At 71.8% G+C, this 20489-nt stretch carries 13 protein-coding genes; 5 read left to right on the forward strand and 8 right to left on the reverse strand.

The window, feature by feature from the left end; translation table 11 throughout:
• Positions 1-43: 43 nt before the first annotated feature.
• The gene (locus tag VFZ39_RS11165) at positions 44-1339 is read left to right on the forward strand and encodes an MFS transporter (RefSeq protein WP_330865827.1); all 1296 of its coding nucleotides are present in this window, start codon (positions 44-46) and stop codon (positions 1337-1339) included.
• 250 nt (positions 1340-1589) lie between these two features.
• Here the strand turns inward: VFZ39_RS11165 and VFZ39_RS11170 are convergent, their stop codons facing one another.
• From VFZ39_RS11170 to VFZ39_RS11190, 5 genes are all read right to left on the reverse strand, one after another.
• Entirely contained in the window at positions 1590-2186 is a 597-nt protein-coding gene (locus VFZ39_RS11170) for an ACT domain-containing protein (RefSeq protein WP_330865828.1), read from the reverse strand.
• Between the two features lie 29 nt (positions 2187-2215).
• Entirely contained in the window at positions 2216-3988 is a 1773-nt protein-coding gene (gene recD, locus VFZ39_RS11175; RefSeq protein ID WP_330865829.1) for an exodeoxyribonuclease V subunit alpha, read from the reverse strand.
• Positions 3985-7311, reverse strand: coding sequence for a UvrD-helicase domain-containing protein (locus tag VFZ39_RS11180; RefSeq protein WP_330865830.1), 3327 nt, complete (start codon positions 7309-7311; stop codon positions 3985-3987). Before VFZ39_RS11180 ends, recD begins: the two co-directional genes overlap by 4 nt.
• Positions 7308-10625: an exodeoxyribonuclease V subunit gamma gene (gene recC / locus VFZ39_RS11185; RefSeq protein ID WP_330865831.1), complete on the reverse strand. Its 3318-nt coding sequence runs from the start codon at positions 10623-10625 to the stop codon at positions 7308-7310. The genes VFZ39_RS11180 and recC overlap by 4 nt, the downstream gene beginning before the upstream one ends.
• Before the next feature lie 183 nt (positions 10626-10808).
• Positions 10809-10955: a GPGG-motif small membrane protein gene (locus VFZ39_RS11190; protein ID WP_330865832.1), complete on the reverse strand. Its 147-nt coding sequence runs from the start codon at positions 10953-10955 to the stop codon at positions 10809-10811.
• A 133-nt stretch (positions 10956-11088) separates the two neighbouring features.
• Between VFZ39_RS11190 and VFZ39_RS11195 the strand changes: the two genes are divergently transcribed.
• The 3 genes from VFZ39_RS11195 to VFZ39_RS11205 all read left to right on the forward strand — a co-directional run bounded on the left by VFZ39_RS11195 (position 11089) and on the right by VFZ39_RS11205 (position 14659).
• Positions 11089-11562, forward strand: a complete 474-nt coding sequence (locus tag VFZ39_RS11195) for a DUF6328 family protein (protein WP_330865833.1) — start codon at positions 11089-11091, stop codon at positions 11560-11562.
• A 116-nt stretch (positions 11563-11678) separates the two neighbouring features.
• On the forward strand, positions 11679-13517 hold the full coding sequence (locus tag VFZ39_RS11200; RefSeq protein ID WP_330865834.1) for a phosphoenolpyruvate carboxykinase (GTP): 1839 nt from the start codon (positions 11679-11681) through the stop codon (positions 13515-13517).
• Between the two features lie 5 nt (positions 13518-13522).
• Positions 13523-14659, forward strand: a complete 1137-nt coding sequence (locus tag VFZ39_RS11205) for an acetate kinase (RefSeq protein WP_330865835.1) — start codon at positions 13523-13525, stop codon at positions 14657-14659.
• Between the two features lie 15 nt (positions 14660-14674).
• Here the strand turns inward: VFZ39_RS11205 and VFZ39_RS11210 are convergent, their stop codons facing one another.
• From VFZ39_RS11210 to VFZ39_RS11220, 3 genes are all read right to left on the reverse strand, one after another.
• Positions 14675-17113: a phosphoketolase family protein gene (locus VFZ39_RS11210; protein ID WP_330865836.1), complete on the reverse strand. Its 2439-nt coding sequence runs from the start codon at positions 17111-17113 to the stop codon at positions 14675-14677.
• A 154-nt stretch (positions 17114-17267) separates the two neighbouring features.
• The gene (locus VFZ39_RS11215; RefSeq protein ID WP_330865837.1) at positions 17268-18500 is read right to left on the reverse strand and encodes an alpha-hydroxy acid oxidase; all 1233 of its coding nucleotides are present in this window, start codon (positions 18498-18500) and stop codon (positions 17268-17270) included.
• A 40-nt stretch (positions 18501-18540) separates the two neighbouring features.
• A complete protein-coding gene (locus tag VFZ39_RS11220) occupies positions 18541-19113 on the reverse strand; it encodes a hypothetical protein (protein WP_330865838.1) in 573 nt (190 codons plus the stop codon).
• A 121-nt stretch (positions 19114-19234) separates the two neighbouring features.
• Here VFZ39_RS11220 and VFZ39_RS11225 point away from each other — a divergent pair, with 121 nt between their 5' ends.
• Positions 19235-20131, forward strand: coding sequence for a sulfite exporter TauE/SafE family protein (locus VFZ39_RS11225; protein ID WP_330865839.1), 897 nt, complete (start codon positions 19235-19237; stop codon positions 20129-20131).
• Positions 20132-20489 lie beyond the last annotated feature (358 nt).

Raw genomic sequence — 20489 nt, forward strand, 5'->3', positions numbered from 1 at the left:
GCGCGTCGCTGACAAGCGGGCTCGCCGGCCCCAGAATGTGCCGGTGACCCAGACCGTGCCGTCCGCGCTGGCTGAGCCGACGGTGACGCCGCCGGCACGGTGGGTGCTCGCGCTGGCGCTGGTGAACCTCGGGGTCATGTCGGGCTGGTTCGGCCCGATCCAGGTGCTGCTCGCGGAGCAGGCGCGCGCCATCGCCCCCGGCGACAAGGAGGCGGTGCTGTCGCTGGTGCTGGGCGTCGGGGCGGCCGTCTCGACGATCTGCAACCCGCTGTTCGGGGCGTTCTCCGACCGGACGACGTGGCGCCGCGGCCGCCGCCTCCCGTGGGTGCTGGGCGGCGCGGTCGGCGGCTCGCTGTGCCTCGGCCTGCTGTCGACCGCGGACACGGTGGCGGTGATGCTGCTCGCATGGTGCGGCGTCCAGGCCGCGCTCAACGCGATGTACGCCGCGGTGATGGCCTCCATCCCCGACCAGGTCCCGGTCGATCGCCGCGGACTGATCGGGGGGTTGGTCGCGATCGCGCAGACAGTCGGCATCGTCGCCGGGGTGGGGATCGCGAGCGCCACGGGGAGCATCGCCGCGGGTTACCTCGCCACCATCCTCTGGCTGGTGGTGCTGACGACGCCGTACGCGCTGTGGTCCCGCGACGTCGCGCTGCCCGAGGGATACCGGCCCGAGCCGTTCGACCTGCGGCGCTTCGCGCGGTCGTTCTGGATCTCGCCGCGTGAGCACCCGGACTTCGCATGGGCGTGGATCACCCGGTTCCTCGTCAACCTCGGCAACTACATCGGAACGCTGTACCTGCTGTTCTACGTGACCGACGGGCTCGGCGTCAGCGAGGACGAGGCCGACGACCGGGTGCTGGTGCTGACCGCCCTGTACGCCGTCGCCACGGTCGTGACCACCGCGGTCTTCGGGCACTGGAGTGACCGACTGGGCCGGCGCAAGATCTTCGTCGTCTGGTCCGGCATCGTGTCCGGTGCCGCGGCTCTCGTGCTGGCGATCCCGCAGACCTGGCCGGCCGCCGTGGCCGCCGCGGTGGTGCTCGGCTGCGCCTACGGCATCTACACCGCGGTCGACTTCGCGCTGATCACCCAGGTGCTGCCGGCCGCGGCCCACCGCGCGAAGGACCTCGGCGTGATCAACATCGCGAACGCCCTGCCGCAGGTCCTGGCGCCGATCCTCGCCGGCGTCATCGTGATCGCGGTCCGCTCGGCCGGCGGCTCCGTGGCGACGTACGGCGAGGAGTGGTCAGTCGGCTACGGCGCCGTCTACGGCTTCGCGTTCCTGGTGAGCCTGCTCGGCTCGGTCCTGGTCACCCGGATCCGCTCCGTCCGCTGACCCGCGAGCCGTCACTTGTGCAGCTTTGTAACCCCGCCAGCCGTCACTCGTGCAGCTTCGCAACCCCGCCAGCCGTCACTTGTGCAGCGTCGCAAACCGCGCGAGCCGTCGCTGGAGCTTGTCCATCCCGACGCCCTGTTGCGGGCAGGTGTTTCCCGACCGCACGAAGTGACGGCTCGGCGCGTTCTGAACAAGCACAAGTGACGGCTCGGCGCGTTCTGAACAAGCACAAGTGACGGCTCGCGAGGTGTCAGCCGGCGATGGTGCGGGCGAGGTTGGTCAGGTGCTCGAGCCGCGCCTGCTCGGACGCCAGGAAGGCCGGGCCCCCGTGCCTCCCGATCAGCACCGCCTCGTCCGCGCCGAGTGCGCAGCCGGTGACCAGGTTGCCGTCGAGCTCGAGCATCCGCTCCTCCGGCAGGTCGACCCAGGCCAGCGAGCTGGGCGCCGCCTCTGTCGCGCGGACGATCCCGCCGGTCCGGTGCATGCGCACGGCCCAGTCGGCGCGGAACACCACCGGCATCAGGTCCACCAACCGGTTGACTGCACCCGCTCGGTGACTGGTGAGGTCCTCGACCGCCTCCAGGTCGAGGAACACGTTGCCGCCCGCGGCGTACCGGCTGATCCAGAGCACCTTGACGCCCTCGATCTCGGTGCAGGCGGAGACGATCGAGTCCGGCATCGCGCCGTCGACCATCTCCAGGAAGACGTCGTCGACCGCAGTGCCGTCGTAGCGCTTCTCGACGATCTCGATCGCCTCGATGTCGCCCCCAGCCTCGCCGATCGCGGACGCCAGTCGCCCGAGGGAACCCGGGACGTCCGGCAAGGAGACACGGAGCAGGAAGGGCACGCTTCGACCCTAGATGACCCACGTTGCGGTCAGGTTTCGCCTCCCGGATCCTGGGTCCGGAGCCGCTCGGCGAGGCCGGTGGCGCGTACCGCTCTCCGGGCGACCGCTGCGCGCACCTCGGCCTCGGTGCCGACCACGCGCACCGACTGCCGGGCCCGGGTGACGGCCGTGTAGAAGAGCTCGCGGCCCAGCAGCCGGGAGTCCTCGGCTGGCAGGAGCACGGTGACGTGGTCGACCTGGCTGCCCTGGCTCTTGTGGACGGTGAGCGCGTGCATGGTCTCGACCTCGGCCAGCCGGGTGGTGGCGAAGTCGAGCACCGTGCCACCGGAGCTCGGGATCAGGCCGCGCAGCTCCCCGTCGGGACGACGGACGACGACTCCGGTCTCGCCGTTGTAGATGCCGAGGCCGTAGTCGTTGCTGGTCACCAGGACCGGCCGGCCGGGGTACCACCGTGGCCAGAAGTCCTGGCCGGTCGCCTGCGCCAGCCAGCGCTCCACCTGACGGTTCCAGTGGGCGACCCCGCGTGGTCCGTCGCGGTGGGCACAGATCAGCCGGTGCCGGTCGAGCTCGGCCAGCGCGGCTGCGTCGTCGCCCGCCTCAGCGGCCGCGCGGAGCGCGGTGGCCGCCTCGACCAGGTCCGGCTTGAGAACAGGCTCGGCGTCGTCGGTCTCGACGAACGACACCCGGTCGCCGCCGGCCCGCAGCACGTCCATGACGGCATCGGCGTCGCCGTCGCGCAGCGCCACCGCGAGCCGGCCGATCTCCTCGCCGTACCGGTGGTTGGTGGTCAGCGCCACAACCGGTGAGTCCGCGCGCGCGGCGTAACCCTTCACCAGGTCGCCGAGGACGGCGCCGGCGCCGACCGACGAGAGTTGGTCGGGGTCACCCACCAGGATCAGCCGGGTGTCGGGCCGCAGCGCCTCGAGCAGGCGACCCATCAGCATCAGCTCCACCATCGAGCTCTCGTCGACCACCACCACGTCGTACTTCAAGCGGTTGTGGCGGTGATGCCGGAACCGGGTGGAGTTGTCGGGCCGGAACCCGAGCAGTCGGTGGAGGGTGAGGGACTCCAGCCCGGCCAGTCGGGCCTGGTCGCCGGCTGGGAACCGCGCGGTCTCGTGGTCGACCGACTCCTGCAGCCGGGCGGCCGCCTTGCCGGTGGGAGCCGCCAGCGCGATCGAGAGCCGGTGCCCCCGCACCGCCGCCTGGTCGGCGAGCACCGCCAGGAGCCCTGCGACGGTCGTCGTCTTGCCCGTGCCGGGACCGCCGGTGAGCACGGTCGTCCAGCGGTGGGCCGCGGCCGCGATGGCGTCCCGCTGCTCGGCATACTGGTCGTCGGGGAAGACCCGCGTCAGTGCCCGCGCCAGGGCGGGCTCGTCGACCTCGGGCGGCGGCCGGTCGGCACGGTCGGTCAGGTCGGTGAAGACCTGCTCCTCGAGCCGGTGGTAGCGGTCGAGGTAGACCAGTCCGTGCGCCAGTCGCAGTCCACCCTGCTCCACGAGGGCGGACGCCGCGACGGCGTCGTGCCACGCGGCGGGGTCGGGCCAGGGCAGGTCGGGGGCGAGCTCGTGGGCACCGGCGAGGTCGACGCCGACCGAGCCGCGCTGGATGACCGTGGTCGCCGCCGCGACCGCCAGCGCGACCAGCTCGTCGGTGTCGCCCGCGAGCGCGGTCAGCCGCCGAGCCACGTGGACATCCGCCGAGGTCAGCAGTCCGGCGGCGTTGAACCTCCCCAGCAGTCCGTCGGCGGTCGCCGCCAGCCGAGGGTCTGCAGCGTCGGTGGGCTCGAACAGCTCGGTCATGGCCTCGTCCTCCCGTCGACCAGGTCGGACAGCGCGGTCACCAGCGAAGCCGGGGGCCGCCACGAGAACACACCGCACGGATGCCCGTCGACGACCGGCGTCTCGGGTCCGCACATGCCCCGCAGGTAGAGGTAGAGGACGCCCCCGAGGTGCCGCGCGGGGTCGTAGTCGGGCTCCCTCCACCGGAGGTAGCGGTGGAGCACGAGCGAGTAGAGCAGGGCCTGGAGCGGGTAGTCGGAGTGACCCATCGCCTCGATCAGGGCGGGTGGTGCGTAGTCGTGGGCGCGCAGCACGAAGTCGGGGTCGGCGGGGCTACCGGCGCCGAGCCAGTTCGTCTTGTAGTCGCAGACGAAGTACCGGCCGTCGACCCGCAGCGTCAGGTCGATGAACCCGGTGAGGTAGCCACGCAGCGGCTGGTCGCCCAACGCGGGGTGGTCGAGGCGCTCGGCGTACGGGCGCACCGGATCGCCCTCGGGGAGGTGGCGGCGCAGCAGCTCGGCCAGATCGCCGAGCCGGACCTCTCCGGTGACTCGGCTGCGGTCGTCGCCGCCGTCGAGCGGGAGCTCGAACTCCAGCTCCGCGAGCCGGTCGGCGAGCGGTAGCCGCCGCAGGGTGAGGTCACCGGTGAGCGGGCCCAGCGGGGTGTCGCACACAGCGACCAGGGCCGCCACGAGCGCGTCCTGATCGAGCTCGACCGGCCACCGCACGAGCTGCTCGGTCAGGTGGTGGCGCAGCTCCGCGACGAGGTCGCCGCCCCGCTCGGAGGCGTCGGGATCGGTGTGCTCGAGCACGGCGTGGACCAGCGATCCGAACGTCGCGCCGACCGGCAGCCGGGACATCGGCGACTGCGGTGACTCGGGCGAAGCCTCCGCATCGGTGACCAGGTCGACCTCGTCGTCGCGCGGTGTCTCCTCCGGTTCGCTGCTGACGCCGACCTCGACCGGGTCGCGGTGGTGGGTGGCCGTGGTCAGGCCTGAGTAGGAGGTACGGCGCCAGTCGGCGTCGATCGCGCGGGTGAACGTCCGGACCTCGAGGTCGGGCACCGGGGCCGCCGGAGGTTCGGCACCCGGTGGCGCCGGACGGGCCACCTCCGGCGACGGGCCGCCGACGTCGCGCCACCGGGTGAAGGCTGCCACGGCGTCGTCGTCGGGCCCGGTCGGAACCGTGGTGGGTACGACGGGCTCGCCGGGGCCGCGGCCGAGCAGCATCCGGTGGAGCGGGGACGCAGGGGCGTTGCGGCTGGGCGCCCACCAGGCCACGACCTGCGACTGGGCACGCGTCATCGCGACGTACAGCAGCCGCAACCACTCGCCCGCCTCCTCCTCCTGGGCACGCCGGACGGCGTGCGAGAAGCCGTCACCGTCAGGCCCGCCCACGTACCGGCAGCGACGGCCGTCATCGTCGTGGAACAGCGGCAGCTCGGGTGCTCGGACGAACCGGTCGGCGAGCGAGGGGAGGTAGACGACGGGGTACTCCAGCCCCTTGCTGGCATGGATCGTCACGAGCTGGACCGCCGCGGCGTCGCTGTCGAGCCGGCGGGTGCGGTCGGTGCGGCCCGGAGTGTCGGCCTCGGCGATCTGGTCGCGCAACCAGGCGGTGAGCGCCACGACGCCGAGCCGGTCACGCAGCGCGGTCTCGTGGAGCGCTTCCCCGAGATGCCGTAGGTCGGTGAGGTGGCGCTCACCGTCGACCCGGCCGAGCACCCGCGCGGCCAGCCCGTCGGCGGACGCGGACTCCATCAGTGCAGCCACGCCGCGCAACGCGAAGATCTCGGCCCAGTCGCGCAGCCGGGCAGCGATCCGGTCGGTCAGCTGGTCGCCGCCCGCGACCAGGCCGGCCGCGGTCTCCCCGAGGAACGGCGTGAGCGCGGCGGCGCGCACCCGCGGCACTCGATGCGGCTGCTCGACCGCCTCCAGCAGGGTGAGCCACTCGAGCGCAGCGGGGGTCGCGAACACGCTGCCACCGCCGGCGATCACCGCTGGGATGCCCACGGCGTGGAGCGCGTCGCGGGCCGCGGCCAGGTCGCCGTGTCGGTAGGCGATCACGGCGACATCACCGGCCTCGAGCGGCCGGCCGTCGAACGTGGGCCGGGCAGCGAGCAGCCGGCGGATGTCGGCCGCGAGGTCCTCCGCGACGTACGGGCGCACCTCGGCCATCGACAGCGGCTTGCTGCCCCGTCGCCCGAGCTCCGCGCGTCGCACGACCCGCAGCCGCAGCGGGGCCTGCTCGGGCGCGCCGACCAGCCGTCCCTCGGCGTGGTGGGCATCGACCTCGTGGACGGCGATCTCCTCGTCCCCGAGCTGCGCACCGTGCAACATCGCCTGCAAAGATTTCAGCAGCGGCCGGTCGCACCGCCAGTTGACGCCGAGGCTCTGGGTGGTGGCGGCCGTGCCCTTGGCGTCGAGGTACGTCGCCACGTCTCCACCGCGGAAGGCGTAGATCGCCTGCTTCGGATCGCCGATCAGCACCATCCGGGCGTGGCCGCTGAAGGCCCGGTCGAGTACCTGCCACTGCACCGGGTCGGTGTCCTGGAACTCGTCGACCAGCACGATCTTCCAGCGTCCGCGCATCCGCGCGCGGGCCGGTGAGTCGTCGCGGTCGAGGGCTCGGGCGAGCTGGGTGAGCAGGTCGTCGTAGCTGAGGATGCCGCGCAGCCGCTTGCGCCGGTCGAGCTCGGTGCGGACCGCCTCGGCGAAGCCGACCCGGCGACCGGCAGGTGAGTCCGGGGTGGCCGTCGCCGGCTCGATCCGCGCCTGCGGGTCGGTGACGACGGATCGGGCGATCTCACCCGCCACGGCACGAGTGAAGAGCGGCGGCTCGTCGCGATAGGCGAACGCCCGCAGGTAGAGGTCGTCGACGACCTCGTCGGTCAGCTCGGAGAGGTCCTCGACCAGCGTGGTCCGGGTGTCGCTGTCACCGGCGACCCCCAGTGAGTCGAGGACCATCGAGCAGAACTGGTGCGTGGTCGCGATCGTCGCCGCGTCGAACGAGACGAGCGCCTGCCGGATCCGCGCGTGTCGGAGGTCGAGCTCGGCCTCGTCGGCGTCGAGCAACAGCCCGATCAGGTCGTCGGGGTCGCAGACCGACGACGGGTCGGCGAGTGCCGCCTCGGCCGCGACCAGCTGCGAACGCACCCGCTCGCGCAGCTCCTGGCTGGCGGCCCGCCCGAAGGTGACCACCAGCATCTGCTCGAGCAGCGCCTCGCCCTCGGCGACGAACCGGGTCACGAGCGCACCGATGGTCCAGGTCTTGCCGGTGCCCGCACTGGCCTCGAGGAGGGTGGTCCCGGTCGGTAGCGGGCCGGTGATGTCGAACGTGCTCACAGCGGCCCCACCCGCTCCTGGCCGGTGACCAGTGGCTCCCAGATCCGCCAGGCGAGGTCGCCCAGGCCGGCTGCAAGTAGGTCCGACAGTGGTGCCGAGGCGCCGAAGGCCTTCACGTGCCACGGGTCGGCGTCCTCGCCGGTGATGCCGTACGTGTTGTGGGGATCGGTGGTCCACTCGCGCTCGGCCGCGGTCAGTGGTGACGTCGGGTTCCCGAGCAGCTCGGCCGCGCGCGCCTCCGCCCAGCGGCACGCGGTCTTGAGCGGGGCAGGCAGCGGCCGGGTCCGGCCGGCGTCGTACAGCGCGACCAGGTCGGCGAGCCAGATCGCCGCCCGATGGTCCAATGGCTTCACGAGCGCGCGGGACGGTCCGCCGCGGCCGCGGCCGACGGTGTGCGCGGACCAGGACTCGTCGGGGAACGCGGCGCTCACCGCGAGCAGGTCGACCCACCGGGTCAGCCGGTGCTTCGGCCCGAGCCGGGAGTAGCCGATCGCGACGAGGGCGTTGCCGTAGATTCCCGAGACGGTGCCCGTGAGCCGTCGCCCGCCTCCGAGGTCGACGTCGACGTCGACCGTGCGCGGTTCGCCCTGCCGCAGCTCGGCCGTCTCGTCGAGGAGGCCCTGCACGTCGACGCAGATGGCCTCCAGCGCCTCGCGACCCATCCGTCCCGGTGGAACGGTTCCCCGCAGCTGCTCCGCGAGCAGCACGCTCTCGGCGTCGGCACCATCGAGCAGCGAGGTGACCAACCGGTCGCCGATCGCCCACCTCTCCAGGCCGTCAAGGTCGATCGGGATCCGGTCGTGGACCTCGTCGGCCTCCAGGGCGGTGGCCAGCGCCATCGGGCCGCGCAGGAACTCCCGCACCGGGTGGAGCAGGAACCGCGTCAGGTCGGCGAGGTTGACGTCGCCCGGCGGTGGCGGCGGTAGCGGCCGGTCGAGGAACGGTGGAGCGGGAGCGCGCTCGCCGACCGCGGCGCGAGCGCCGGCGAGCGCGGCCCGGTCGAAGGAGAACGGGTCGGGGGTTCCGAGCCGATCTGCCTCGAGGTTGCGGGGGTCGTGCGCCTGCAGCGGGTGCCGTACGACCACGTCGACCCCGTCGGCGGTGGCCTCGACCGCGTCGATCAGCTCGCCCAGCGGCACCGCCGGCGGCCGCACGGCACCGGAGTGCTCGGCGGCCCCCGTGTAGCAGACGACGAGCGTGTCGCGGGCCGCCAGCACGGCGTCGAGGAGCAGCTGGCGGTCCTCGCTGCGGACGTCCCGCTCGCCTGTCAGGGGGTCGCGGGCGAGCACGTCGTCCCCGTCGGTCCACTGCGTGCGGGGGAAGACCGTGTCGTCGAGCCCGACCAGGCACACGACGCGGTGCGGCACCGACCGCATCGGCACCATCGTGCAGACCGTGAGTGTGCCGGTCCGGAAGTTCGCACGGGTCGGGCGGCCCGCCAGCCGCGAGGCGAGCAGCGCCCGGACGTCGGCGAGCCGCAGCACGGACCCGGTGCCGCCGGCGGCGTCGAGCGTGCGAGCGAGCTCGCGCTCGAACTGCGCGACCTGCCAGGCGTCGTCTGGTGGTACGTCGCCGAGGGACCGGACCGCGTCACCGACGGCGGCCACCCACTCATCGACGGTGCTCGCGGTGCCGAGGGAGGTCACGCAGCGCGCCAATCGGTCGCACAGCTCGGCCAGTCGTCCGGCGAGTGCGATGTCGTTGCTGCCGACGTCGTCGAGCGGGAGCGCGGTGCCGAGGTGGCGCAGGTCGTCGCCGGACATGGCGACGCCGACGAGGATCCGGTCGATCCCGGCCCGCCAGGTGTTGTGGCCGAAGCCCTCCATGGCGAACGCCGCCCGCTGCTCCTGGTCGAGCCCCCACCGCACCCCGGACTCGCCGATCCAGTGCGCGATCCGGCTCAGGTCGTCGTCGTCGAGGTGGAAGCGCCGACGCACCACCTCGCGCGCCACGAGGTCGAGCACCTCGGTCGCGGTGATCCGTCCGCCGGCCAGCTCCACCAGCCGGGTGGCGAGCGCGAGCAGCGGGTTGGTGGCGCTGAGGGCGCGGTCGGCCAGCCGGACCCGCAGACCGTGGGCCGGGTGAGCGTCGGCCACCACCTCGCCGAGCCCGAACCCGGCCTCGATCAGCGGGGCATAGGTCTCGACGTCGGGGCACATCACGAGGATGTCGCGCGGCTCGAGGTCGGGCCGGTCCTGGAGCAGCCCGACCAGCACCTCGCGGAGCACGTCGATCTGCCGGTGCGAGCCGTGGCACGCGTGGACCTGGACCGACCGGTCGTCGGGCGCCAGGGTGCGCGTCGCACGCTCGGCCGGCGTCGGCGCGTGGTTGGCGCGCAGGTCGGCCTGGAGGTGACCCAGCAGGGTCGTCGGCGGCTCGGGCGGCGAGGACACCGCGACGTCATGGTCGACCACGCCGAGGAGCGAGCGCTGCAGCTCGCGGGCGTCGCGGCCCAGCGACGCCAGCAGCGGGTGGCCGACGAACCGGGCCGACTCGTCGTCGCGGCGTCGTACCGGGCCGGGGGCGAGGTTCGCCGCCAGGTCGTCCCAGAGCGACGGAGAGGCCTGCGGCAGCCAGAGGTGTACGTCGCGCAGCCGACCGAGGGCGTGGACGAGGCGGATCTCGGTGATCGGCAGCCTGGTGTGGCCGAACAGCGACAACCGACCCGGCAGGTCGAGCCCGTCGCCGCCCTGCTTCAACCGGCTGACGGTCTCGGCGTGCCGTTCCTCCGGAGTGGGGATGCCGAGTCCGGCGACCAGCCGGCGCCAGAGCTCGGGCTGCCAACGCAGATCGGCTGCGAGCTCGCCGCCCGCGCCGTCGGTGTCGCGGCCCTCGCGCCAGTCCGTGACCAGCTGCGGTCGCTGTCGCGCGTACGACGCGAACAGCCCTGCCACGCGCCGAGCCACCGACCACCGGCGGTTCTGCCGCAGCTCGGCGTCGTCGCCGGTCTGCCCGTGGCCGAGGTGGGTCGCCAACGCCGCTGCCCACGGCTCGTCGAGCGAGGAGTCGATCACCTCCAGGAGCGGCCACACCAGCTGGTCCGGCTCCCACGGGTCGTCGCGCTCGCGGTCGAGCAGCATCGACACCAGGGAGTGCGGGCTGAGGAACCGCACCCCGGCGCAGACCCCGTCACCGCCGCGCCCGCCGGTCCCGAGCCGGTGGGACATCCGCTGCGCCACCCACCGCTCGATCCCCTTGGCGGGAACCACGACCACCTCGCGCTCGAACGGGTCGCTCAGCGGTGTCGAGAGCAGCTCGGCGAGCCCGTCGGCCAGCAGATCCGTGCGCTCGGCCCGATGGAGGTGCAGCGCCACGCGCGACGACCTCCTCTCCTGCCACGTCCGACGACAGCCCCAACATAGGAGATCGCGCAGACAGCGGGCGTCGCCGCGCGATCACAGGGATCACGCAGACAGAAGGACGGCGGTGGACCCCCGAAGCGGTCCGCCGCCGTCCTCCCACGGCGCGGCTGTCGCGCCGCGACTCTGTAGCAGCCTCTAGACGTTGAAGATGCTGACGCCTCCCGGCCCGACGAGCAGGCCGAGGATGATCAGCACGACTCCCCAGAGAACGCCCCCGCGGATCAGCGTCACGATGCCGCTGATGACGAGGATCACTGCCAGGATCCAGAGCAACAAGGCCATCAGGTGTCCCTCCCGTGACCGGCCGCACGGGCGGCGACCGGTCTCGCCAACCTTCCACCGACCCGTGAGGCCGACAAGCACCCCTACAGGTGATTCCGTGCGACCGGGCGCGCCCGCCCACTACTCTCCCGGGATGGCCAAGGACGACCAGACCGGTCGGAACGAGACCGAGCAGGAGCGGCTCGACCGCAAGTGGGAGGACCAGCTCCAGGAGCTGCGCGTGATGCAGACCGGCGTCCAGCTGCTCGCCGGCTTCCTGCTCACTCTCCCCTTCCAGGCGAAGTTCGCGGACCTGGATGGCTTCCAGCGCGGCCTGTTCCTGGGCATGATGGCGGTCGCCGGTCTCACGACGCTGTGCGTGATGACCCCGGTCTCGGTCCACCGGCACCTGTCGGGCCAGCACATCAAGCACCGCGTCGTGCAGGCCGCTCAGGTCGCGATGATGGCGACGCTGGTCGGGGTGGCGCTCCTCGTGGTCGGCATGCTGACCCTGATCTTCGACGTGGTGGTGTCCCGCCCGGCGGCGCTGACCGTGGGCGGTGCGGCCGCGGTCGTGGCGGTCACGCTGCTCGCCGTCGTACCGCGAGTGCTCGAACGTCGCGGCTAGGGTCGCGGCTGCGGAGGTCGGGACCAGAGCCCCTGTCGGGGCCCCGACCCTGACTTGTACGGTGCCGGTACCAGAATGACCCCGGCCTGCCGGCTCGGGGCGGAGAGGCGGGCGAGATGACGGACGTCGACGCGGCACTGGATGCGGCCGGGCTCACCAACCAGGCGGTGCGCGAGTACGTAGGGCACTGGGCGCAGGTGCTCGGACCGGAGCGGATCGAGGTCGTCAGCGCCGCCGACGACGCCCGGCTGATCGAGGAGTCGCTCGCCGCCGGGGAGATCCAGCCCGCGGGCGAGGGTCGTTACTACTCGCGCAGTTACTACAAGGACACCGCGCGCTCGGAGGAGCGCACCATCGTCGCCACCAGCAACCCCTCCGACGCCGGCGTCTACAACAACTGGCGCCCGGCCGAGGAGATGAAGCCGCTGCTGGTGGAGCGGATGCGCGGCCAGTACGCCGGCAAGACGATGTACGTCATCCCGTACCTGATGTCGCCGCCGGGCTCGCCGCTGGAGAAGTACGCCGCCGGCGTGGAGCTCACGGACAACCGCACCGTCGTGCTGCACATGATCCGGATGGCCCGGGTCGGCATCAGCCTCATCAACGACCTCGAGGACCCCGACACGTTCGTGCGAGCGGTGCACGTGACCGGCGACCTCGAGAACCTCGGCCAGGGCACGCCCGACGACCAGCGCTACTTCGTGACGGTCGCCGACGAGCGGACCATCCTCCACTTCGGCTCGTCGTACGGCGGCAACGCGTTGCTCGGCAAGATCGCCCACGGCCTGCGACAGGCCGCCTATGACGGCTGGGTGTCGCGCGAGTTCCTCTCCGAGCAGTTCATGCTGATCGGGATCACCGACAAGCAGACCGGGAAGACGTGGCACATCTGTGGCGGCTTCCCGAGCGCCTCGGGCAAGACCAACCTGGCGATGATGCTGGCACCCGACGGGCTCGGCGACCGCTACCACGTGTCGTTCTACGGCGACGACATCGCCTGGCTCTGGGTCGATCCCGAGGACGGCCGCCTCTACGGCATGAACCCGGAGTTCGGCGTCTTCGGAGTCGCGAAGGACACCAACGAGACGACCAACCCGACGGCGCTGGAGTCGGTCGCCGAGGGCACGCAGGTGCTGTTCACCAACGTCGCCTGGAACGAGCAGACCTACGAGGTCTGGTGGGAGGGCAAGACCAAGAACCCACCCGCCGACCTCGAGGGCTGGCACGACTGGAAGGGCGAGAAGCTCTCCGACCGGTCCGACCGCGACGACTCGCCGTGGGCCCACCCCAACAGCCGGTTCACGACGACGCTGGCGAACGTGCCCAACGTCGCCGCCGATTTCGAGGACCCGGCCGGCGTCCCGATCGACGGCATCATCTTCGGCGGCCGCACGTCCGACCGCGAGCCCCTGATCCGCGCGATCACCGACCTCGCCGAGGGCGTGTACGACGGCCTCACCCTCGGTGCCGAGGCGACCTTCGCCGCGGAGGGCGTCGACGGGCAGCTGCGCTACGACCCGATGTCGATGCGCCCCTTCATGTCGTACGCCGAGGGCGACTACGCCGCCCACTGGCTCCGGATCGTGGGGGCTGCCAAGGAGCAGCCGATCTTCGCCCACGTCAACTGGTTCCAGAAGGACCCCGAGGACGGTCACTTCCTGTGGCCCGGCTACCGCGACAACCTCCGGCCGCTGCTGTGGCTGATGCAGCTCAAGGACGGCGAGGTCACCGGTCGGCAGACGCCGGTCGGCATCCTTCCGACCGAGGAGGAGCTGGTGCTCGACGGTTGCAACGTCGCGGCCGACGACCTGGCGACGCTGCTCGACATCGACGTGCCCCGCTGGCGCGACGAGATGGGCTTCCGGGAGGACCACCTCAAGCAGTTCGACCGGCTCCCCGAGGCGATCTGGGAGGCCCACCGCCGGGTGGCGGAGGCCCTGGACGACCTGGGCTGACCCGGGTGGTCGAGCGGCGTGACCAGCTGGTGCTGGTCCTCAACGCGGGCTCGTCCTCCCTCCGGTACCAGGTCATCGCCGTCCCCGCCGGGCAGCGCGTCGCCGGCGGTCACGTCGACCGCGTCGGTGACGCCGGACACGGCGCGGCGCTCGACCGGGTCGTCACCGACATCACGCGCTCGGGTCTCGACAGCCGGCTGACCGCGATCGGCCACCGCGTCGTGCACGGAGGCGCGCGGCACCGCGGACCGGCGCTCGTGGACGACCGTCTCGAAGCGTCCGTGGACCAGCTCGCCCGGCTGGCCCCGCTGCACAACCCGTCCGCACTCGAGGGGATCCGGCGGGCCCGGCAGGCGTTCCCCCACCTGCCGCAGGTGGCGGTCTTCGACACGGCGTGGTTCGCGGACCTGCCGGAGGCGGCCCGCACGTACGCGATCGACCGCGACCTCGCCTTGCAGGAGGAGGTCCGTCGCTACGGCATGCACGGCATCAGCCACCAGTACGTCACGGGCCTTGTCGCGCGCTACGTCGGCCGCCCCGCGGTCGACCTCGACCAGATCGTCCTCCACCTGGGCAACGGCGCCTCGGCCGCGGCGGTCAAGGGTGGTCGTCCGGTCGACACCAGCATGGGCATGACGCCGGTCGAGGGGCTGGTCATGGGGACCCGCAGCGGAGACATCGACCCCGGTGCCCTGATCCACCTCCTGCGTCACGCCGGCCTGGACGTCGACGCCCTGGACGGCCTTCTGCAGCATCGCAGCGGCCTCCAGGGACTGACCGGCAGCAGCGACTTCCGCGACCTCGAGTCGGCCCTGGAGGCGGGGGACCGCAGCGCCCGGCTCGCCTACGACGTCTACTGCCACCGGCTGCGCAAATACGTAGGCGCCTATCTCGCCGTGCTCGGCGGCGCCGACACGATCGCGTTCACCGGTGGGATCGGCGAGAACGTCCCGCGGCTGCGGGCAGACGCCCTGGCGGGACTCGTCGCGTTGGGCGTCGAGATCGACCCGGTGCGCAACCACGCGGAGCTCGAGGGCCCCCGGGTGATCAGCACACCCGACTCCGGTGTCACGGTGCTCGTCGTCCCGACCGACGAGGAGCTCGCGATCGCGCAGCAGGCTGCCGAGCTCCTGGACGCCTGACCCGGACCAGGTCGGTCAGTTCTCGTCGGCGGGCGAGCGCGGCCGTGCCGTCGTCGACGGTGACCTCGCCTCGCTCGGGTGTGCTGAAGCGGACCACGTCCAGTCGCGTACCTCCGGCAGGTCGTCCCCGTGCTCACGCGTGTGGGCCCGCGCCCGCCGCCGGGTGTCGGCCATCAGCTGCCGCACGCTCGCGGCGCGCGAGCCCAGCCCGGGCACCCGGTCGATCACGTCCATCACCAGGTGGTACCGGTCGAGGTCGTTCATCATCACCATGTCGAACGGCGTGGTCGTCGTCCCCTCCTCCTTGTAGCCCCGGACGTGCAGCCCGCCGTGGTTGGTCCGTCGATAGGTCAGTCGGTGGATCAGCCACGGGTACCCGTGGTAGGCGAAGATGATCGGCCGGTCCTGGGTGAAGACCGTGTCGAACTCGCGGTCCGAGAGGCCGTGCGGGTGCTCCCGCTCGTCCTGGAGGCGCATCAGGTCGACGACGTTGACGAACCGCACCGCGAGGTCGGGGAGGTGCTCTCGGAGCAGGCTGGTCGCGGCCAGCGCCTCGAGGGTCGGCACGTCGCCGGCGCTGGCCAGGACCACGTCCGGGTCGTCGCCGCCGGTGGAGGCCCAGTCCCAGACGCCGACCCCGCGGGCGCAGTGGAGATCTGCCTCCTCGGCCGTGAGCCAGTCGAACTGGGGCTGCTTGCCGGCGACCACGACGTTCACGTAGTGCGTGCTCGCGAGGCAGTGCTCCATGGTGGACAGCAGCGTGTTGGTGTCGGGCGGCAGGTACACGCGGACCACCTCCGCCCTCTTGTTGACCACGTGGTCGATGAAGCCGGGATCCTGGTGGGAGAAGCCGTTGTGGTCCTGCCTCCACACGTGCGAGGTGAGTAGGTAGTTCAGCGACGCGATGGGCGGCCGCCACTCGAGCGTGCGAGTGGTCTTGAGCCACTTGGCGTGCTGGTTGAGCATCGAGTCGACGATGTGGATGAAGGCCTCGTAGCAGCTGAAGAGGCCGTGCCTGCCTGTGAGCAGGTAACCCTCGAGCCATCCTTGGCAGGTGTGCTCCGACAGGATCTCGAGCACCCGCCCACTTCTCGCGAGGTTCTCGTCGATCGGGAGCAGCTCGCCCGCGAACACCTTGTCGGTGACCTGGTAGACCGCGTCGAGGCGGTTCGACGCGGTCTCGTCAGGCCCGACGATCCGGAAGTTGTCGGGGTTGCGTCGTACCACCTCCGCGAGCCAGGTGCCGAGCACGCGCGTGGCCTCGTGGATCGAGCCTCCCGGCTCGGAGACCTCGACTGCCGCGGTGGTGAAGTGGGGCAGGTCCAGCGGGCGCCGGAGCAGTCCGCCGTTGGCGTGCGGGTTCGCGCTCATCCGGCGGATCCCGGTCGGGGCGAGCGCGCGCAGCTCGGGCCGCAACCGGCCGTCCGACCCGAACAGCTCCTCAGGGCGGTACGAGCGCAGCCACTGCTCCAGCAGCGCGCGGTGCTCCGCGTTCTCCTTGGTCGCGGCCAGCGGCACCTGGTGGGAGTGCCACGTCCCCTCGACCTGCACCCCGTCGACCTGTGCCGGACCCGTCCAGCCCTTGGGGGTCACCAGCAGCACCATCGGCCACGGGCGACGCTCGAGGTCGCCGTCCTCGCGTGCCGCCCGTTGGATCTCGCGGATCCGGTCATGGGCGTGGTCGAGCCCTGCGGCCAGCTGCCGGTGTACAGCTGCGGGGTCGTCACCCTCGACCGTGATGACCTCGTGCCCGTAGCCGCGCAGGAGGCTCTCCAGCTCCTCCCGCGGTATCCGCGCCGGCACGGTCGGGTTCGCGATCTTCCAACCGTTCAGGTGCAGCACCGGTAGCACCGCCCCGTCGTGCACCGGGTCGACGAACTTGTTGGCGTGCCACGAGGCCGCCAGCGGCCCCGTCTCGAACTCGCCGTCGCCGACGACCGCGGCGACCACCAGGTCCGGGTTGTCCATCGCCGCGCCGTAGGCGTGCGAGAGGACGTAGCCGAGCTCTCCGCCCTCGTGGATCGACCCCGGCGTCTCGGGTGCCACATGGCTGGGAACGCCCCCGGGGAAGGAGAACTGCCGGAACAGTCGCCGCATCCCCTCCTCGTCGTCGCCGACGCTGGGGTAGACCTCGCTGTAGGTCCCCTCCAGCCAGGCGTTGGCGACGGCGGCGGGGCCGCCATGACCCGGCCCCGCCAGGAAGATCGCGTCCACGTCACGCTCGCGGATCAGCCGGTTGAGGTGGGTCCAGAGGAGGTTGAGGCCGGGCGTCGTGCCCCAGTGGCCGAGAAGCCGGGGCTTGACGTCGTCCTCCTCCAGCGGGCGGCGGAGGAGCGGGTTGTCGAGCAGGTAGATCTGCCCGACGCTGAGGTAGTTCGCCGCCCGCCACCAGGCATCGAGCAGGGCGAGCTCGTCGGCGTCCAGGGTCGTCGACGACGTGGCAGGTGCGGTCATGGGCGCTCCTCGGTCGAGGCTTTGGCGCTGCCCACGATGCCGCGTGGCAGTGGTGCCGTCGACCCCCGCGGTGAACCTGATGGCCTTCGCCCGCCAGCAGACTCGCCCAGCAGGTCTGTGCAGATCGGTACGACGGCGACGCCTCGGTCGCTGCTCAGCGCTGGCGCGGCACGAGCCGCCGCAGCATCACCACATGGTCCGGCGTGAGCTCGTCGAGCCTGCTCACCCCGAGCAGCCGCATCGTGCGCTCGACCTGGCCGCGCAGGATCTCGATCGCCCGGTCGACCCCGTCGCGGCCGCCCGCCATCAGCCCGTAGAGGTAGGCCCGTCCGACCAGCGTGAACCGCGCCCCGTGCGCCACTGCTGCCACCACGTCCTGGCCGCACATGATGCCGGTGTCGAGGTGCACCTCGACGTCGTCACCGACCGCGGCGACCACCTCGGGAAGCAGGTGGAACGGCACCGGTGCCCGGTCCAGCTGTCGCCCGCCGTGGTTGGACAGCAGCACGGCATCCACACCGACCTCGGCGCACCGCCGTGCCTCGTCGACCGTCTGCACCCCCTTGACCACGACCTTCCCCGACCACTGGTCCCGGATCCAGGCGAGGTCGTCGTAGGTGACGGTCGGGTCGAACATCGTGTCGAGCAGCTCCGCCACGGTGCCCGACCACGAGTCGAGCGAGGCGAAGGCCAGCGGCTCGGTGGTCAGGAAGTTGATCCACCACGCCGGCCGCGGGATGGCGTTGGCGACGGTGCGCGGCGTCAGGGTCGGCGGAATGGTCATGCCGTTGCGCACGTCGCGGAGTCGAGCACCGGCGACCGGCACGTCCACCGTGACCAGCAACGTGTCGAAGCCCGCCCGCGCCGCCCGCTCGACCAGGGCCATGGAGCGGTCCCGGTCCTTCCACATGTACAGCTGGAACCAGTTGCGCCCGTGGGGTGCAGCGGCGGCGACGTCCTCGATCGAGGTGGTGCCCATCGTCGACAGCGAGAACGGGATGCCGGCATCGGCCGCGGCCGTGGCGCCGGCGATCTCGCCCTCGGCGTGCATCATCCGGGTGAAGCCGGTCGGCGCGATCCCGAACGGCACGGCGGCACGTCGGCCGAGCACGTCCCGGGAGGTGTCGACGCTCGAGACGTCGCGCAGGATTGCGGGGCGGAACTCGACGTCGGCGAACGCCTCGCGTGCCCGGGCCAGCGACACCTCCCCGTCGGCCGCCCCGTCGGTGTAGTCGAAGGCCGCCCGCGGCGTACGCCGCTTCGCCACCCGGCGCAGGTCCTCGACCGTGAGTGCTCGCGAGAGCCTTCGCTCCTTGGCCGACCACGTGGGCCGCTTGAAACGCAGCAGCGGTGCGAGGTCCCGTGCCCGTGGCGTACGACGACGCATGCCGGTCACCGTACCGAGGCGATCGTTCAGGTGCGTGCTGTCACCGGAGGGGCTGGGGCGAAGCGGTGGGGTCCGGCGGGTCCTTTCGGGAAGCAAACCCCTCGTGCTCGTGGTCGCGGACAGCTTGCTTGATCTGGTCGAGGTTGATCCGCAAGAGGTCGTTGATCAGCTCGTCGGTGCGCGGATCAGCGAGCATCTCGATCACCACCCGGAGCGTGGTCTCCGTGACCTCACCGACGATCGCGTCGTACCCCGGGAGCCGCCCGATCAGGCGCACATTGGGATCCTGCTTCACCTTCTCCGCGATCAGCGCCTTGAGGTCGTCGTGGTTGTCCTCGATGGCGTCGGAGATGTTCCTGGTGTAGTGGCCCTTCTGGAGCACCGTCGTCACCTCGTCGAGCACGACGATCGTCAGCGGCCGTTTCACGAGGAACAGGACTCGTTCGGCCAGCCTCGAGGCCCGGGCCACCACCGTGGGTCGGCGCATGCCCAACCGCACCAGCAGGGCTCCGAACAACAGGGCGCCGACCGAGATGCCGAACAGCACGGCGAGCAGGAGGAGGAGCATCTGGAGTGCGCTGAGCCCCTCCAGCCACGCCGACAGCCGGGTCATGGGCTCATCCTGCCCGACGCGGCGCGCGGAGTGCTCCGGTCGACTTGACCTCGGAGACTACCCAATGCATTATTTCTACTTGTTCTAGCGACTTTGCTGGACACATAGAAAAGGGTCATTCATGCGTAAGCTCATCGTCCTGGGCGTCGTGGGGCTGCTTGCCCAGCTCGTCGACGGCTCGCTGGGCATGGCGTACGGCGTCACCTCGTCCACGCTGCTGCTCGCTGCCGGCATCGCGCCCGCGGCCGCCTCCGCTGCGGTCCACTTCTCCGAGATCGGTACCTCGCTGGTGTCCGGCTTCTCCCACCACAGGCTCGGCAACGTCGACTGGAAGACGGTGAGCACCCTCGCCGTCCCGGGCTTCATCGGTGCCTTCGCCGGCGCGACGTTCCTGTCGAGCCTGCCGGCCGATACGGCCAAGCCGTGGGTCGCCGGGCTGCTGCTGGCGCTCGGCCTCTATGTCATCTACCGGTTCCTCCTGCTCGGCGGTCGTCGGCCCTCCTTCAAGGCCCGGCCGGGTGCGAAGTTCCTGGTCCCGATGGGACTGGTCGGCGGCACGCTCGACTCGATCGGCGGCGGCGGCTGGGGCCCGGTGGGCACCACCACGCTGCTGTCCTCGGGACGGCTCGAGCCCCGCAAGGTCGTCGGCTCGATCGACACCTCGGAGTTCGTGGTCGCCGTCGGTGGGTCGCTGGGCTTCCTCATCGCCCTGAGCAGCCAGGGCATCCCCTGGGACTACGCGCTGGCGCTCCTGACCGGTGGTGTCATCGCCGCGCCGATCGCCGCGTGGCTGGTCCGGCACCTCCCGGCCCGTGTCCTCGGTGTCGCGGCCGGCGGCCTGATCGTCCTCACCAACACCAAGACCATCGCCGAGGCGCTGGGCGCCACCGGCATCACGGTCGGCCTCCTCGCCGCGGTCGTCGCGGTGCTGTGGATCTCCGGGATCGCCTGGGCCGTCGCCCAGGAGCGGAAGTCCCGCGCGGTCGAGCAGCACGAGGAGGCGTACGCCGAGGCCTGACCCTCCTCGGCGATCACCGGCGGCCGGCAGAACACGCTTCTGCCGGCCGCCGTCGTACGAGGAGGGCGCGGTCGCGCTCGACTTCAACGTGCTCCAGATCGTCGTGCTCGCCCTGCTGATCGGTGTCGCGGTCCTCAGGACCGGCGAGAGGGCGGAGCCGTTCCTCCGGTTCGCCGAGTCCTTCCTCGCAGTGATCCAAGACCGTGCTGTGGTGGATCAGCCGGCTGTCTCCGCTCGGCACCCTGGGCCTGATCGGCGCCGCCGTGGCGACGCACGGCTGGGACCTGGTGTCGCCGCTCGCGGTCTTCACCATCGACGTGTACGTCGGCTGCGCGCTGGTCCTGCTCGGCGTGTACCC

Source organism: Nocardioides sp. (assembly GCF_036374615.1).
In the GTDB taxonomy this organism is placed as follows: domain Bacteria; phylum Actinomycetota; class Actinomycetes; order Propionibacteriales; family Nocardioidaceae; genus Nocardioides.

Coding starts and splice junctions, on each gene's coding strand:
- VFZ39_RS11215 (WP_330865837.1), bottom strand. CDS start 18,500: ATGCGTCGTCGTACGCCACGGGCACGGGACCTCGCACCGCTGCTGCGT.
- VFZ39_RS11200 (WP_330865834.1), top strand. CDS start 11,679: ATGACGGACGTCGACGCGGCACTGGATGCGGCCGGGCTCACCAACCAG.
- VFZ39_RS11195 (WP_330865833.1), top strand. CDS start 11,089: ATGGCCAAGGACGACCAGACCGGTCGGAACGAGACCGAGCAGGAGCGG.
- VFZ39_RS11220 (WP_330865838.1), bottom strand. CDS start 19,113: ATGACCCGGCTGTCGGCGTGGCTGGAGGGGCTCAGCGCACTCCAGATG.
- VFZ39_RS11190 (WP_330865832.1), bottom strand. CDS start 10,955: ATGGCCTTGTTGCTCTGGATCCTGGCAGTGATCCTCGTCATCAGCGGC.
- VFZ39_RS11225 (WP_330865839.1), top strand. CDS start 19,235: ATGCGTAAGCTCATCGTCCTGGGCGTCGTGGGGCTGCTTGCCCAGCTC.
- VFZ39_RS11210 (WP_330865836.1), bottom strand. CDS start 17,113: ATGACCGCACCTGCCACGTCGTCGACGACCCTGGACGCCGACGAGCTC.
- recD (WP_330865829.1), bottom strand. CDS start 3,988: ATGACCGAGCTGTTCGAGCCCACCGACGCTGCAGACCCTCGGCTGGCG.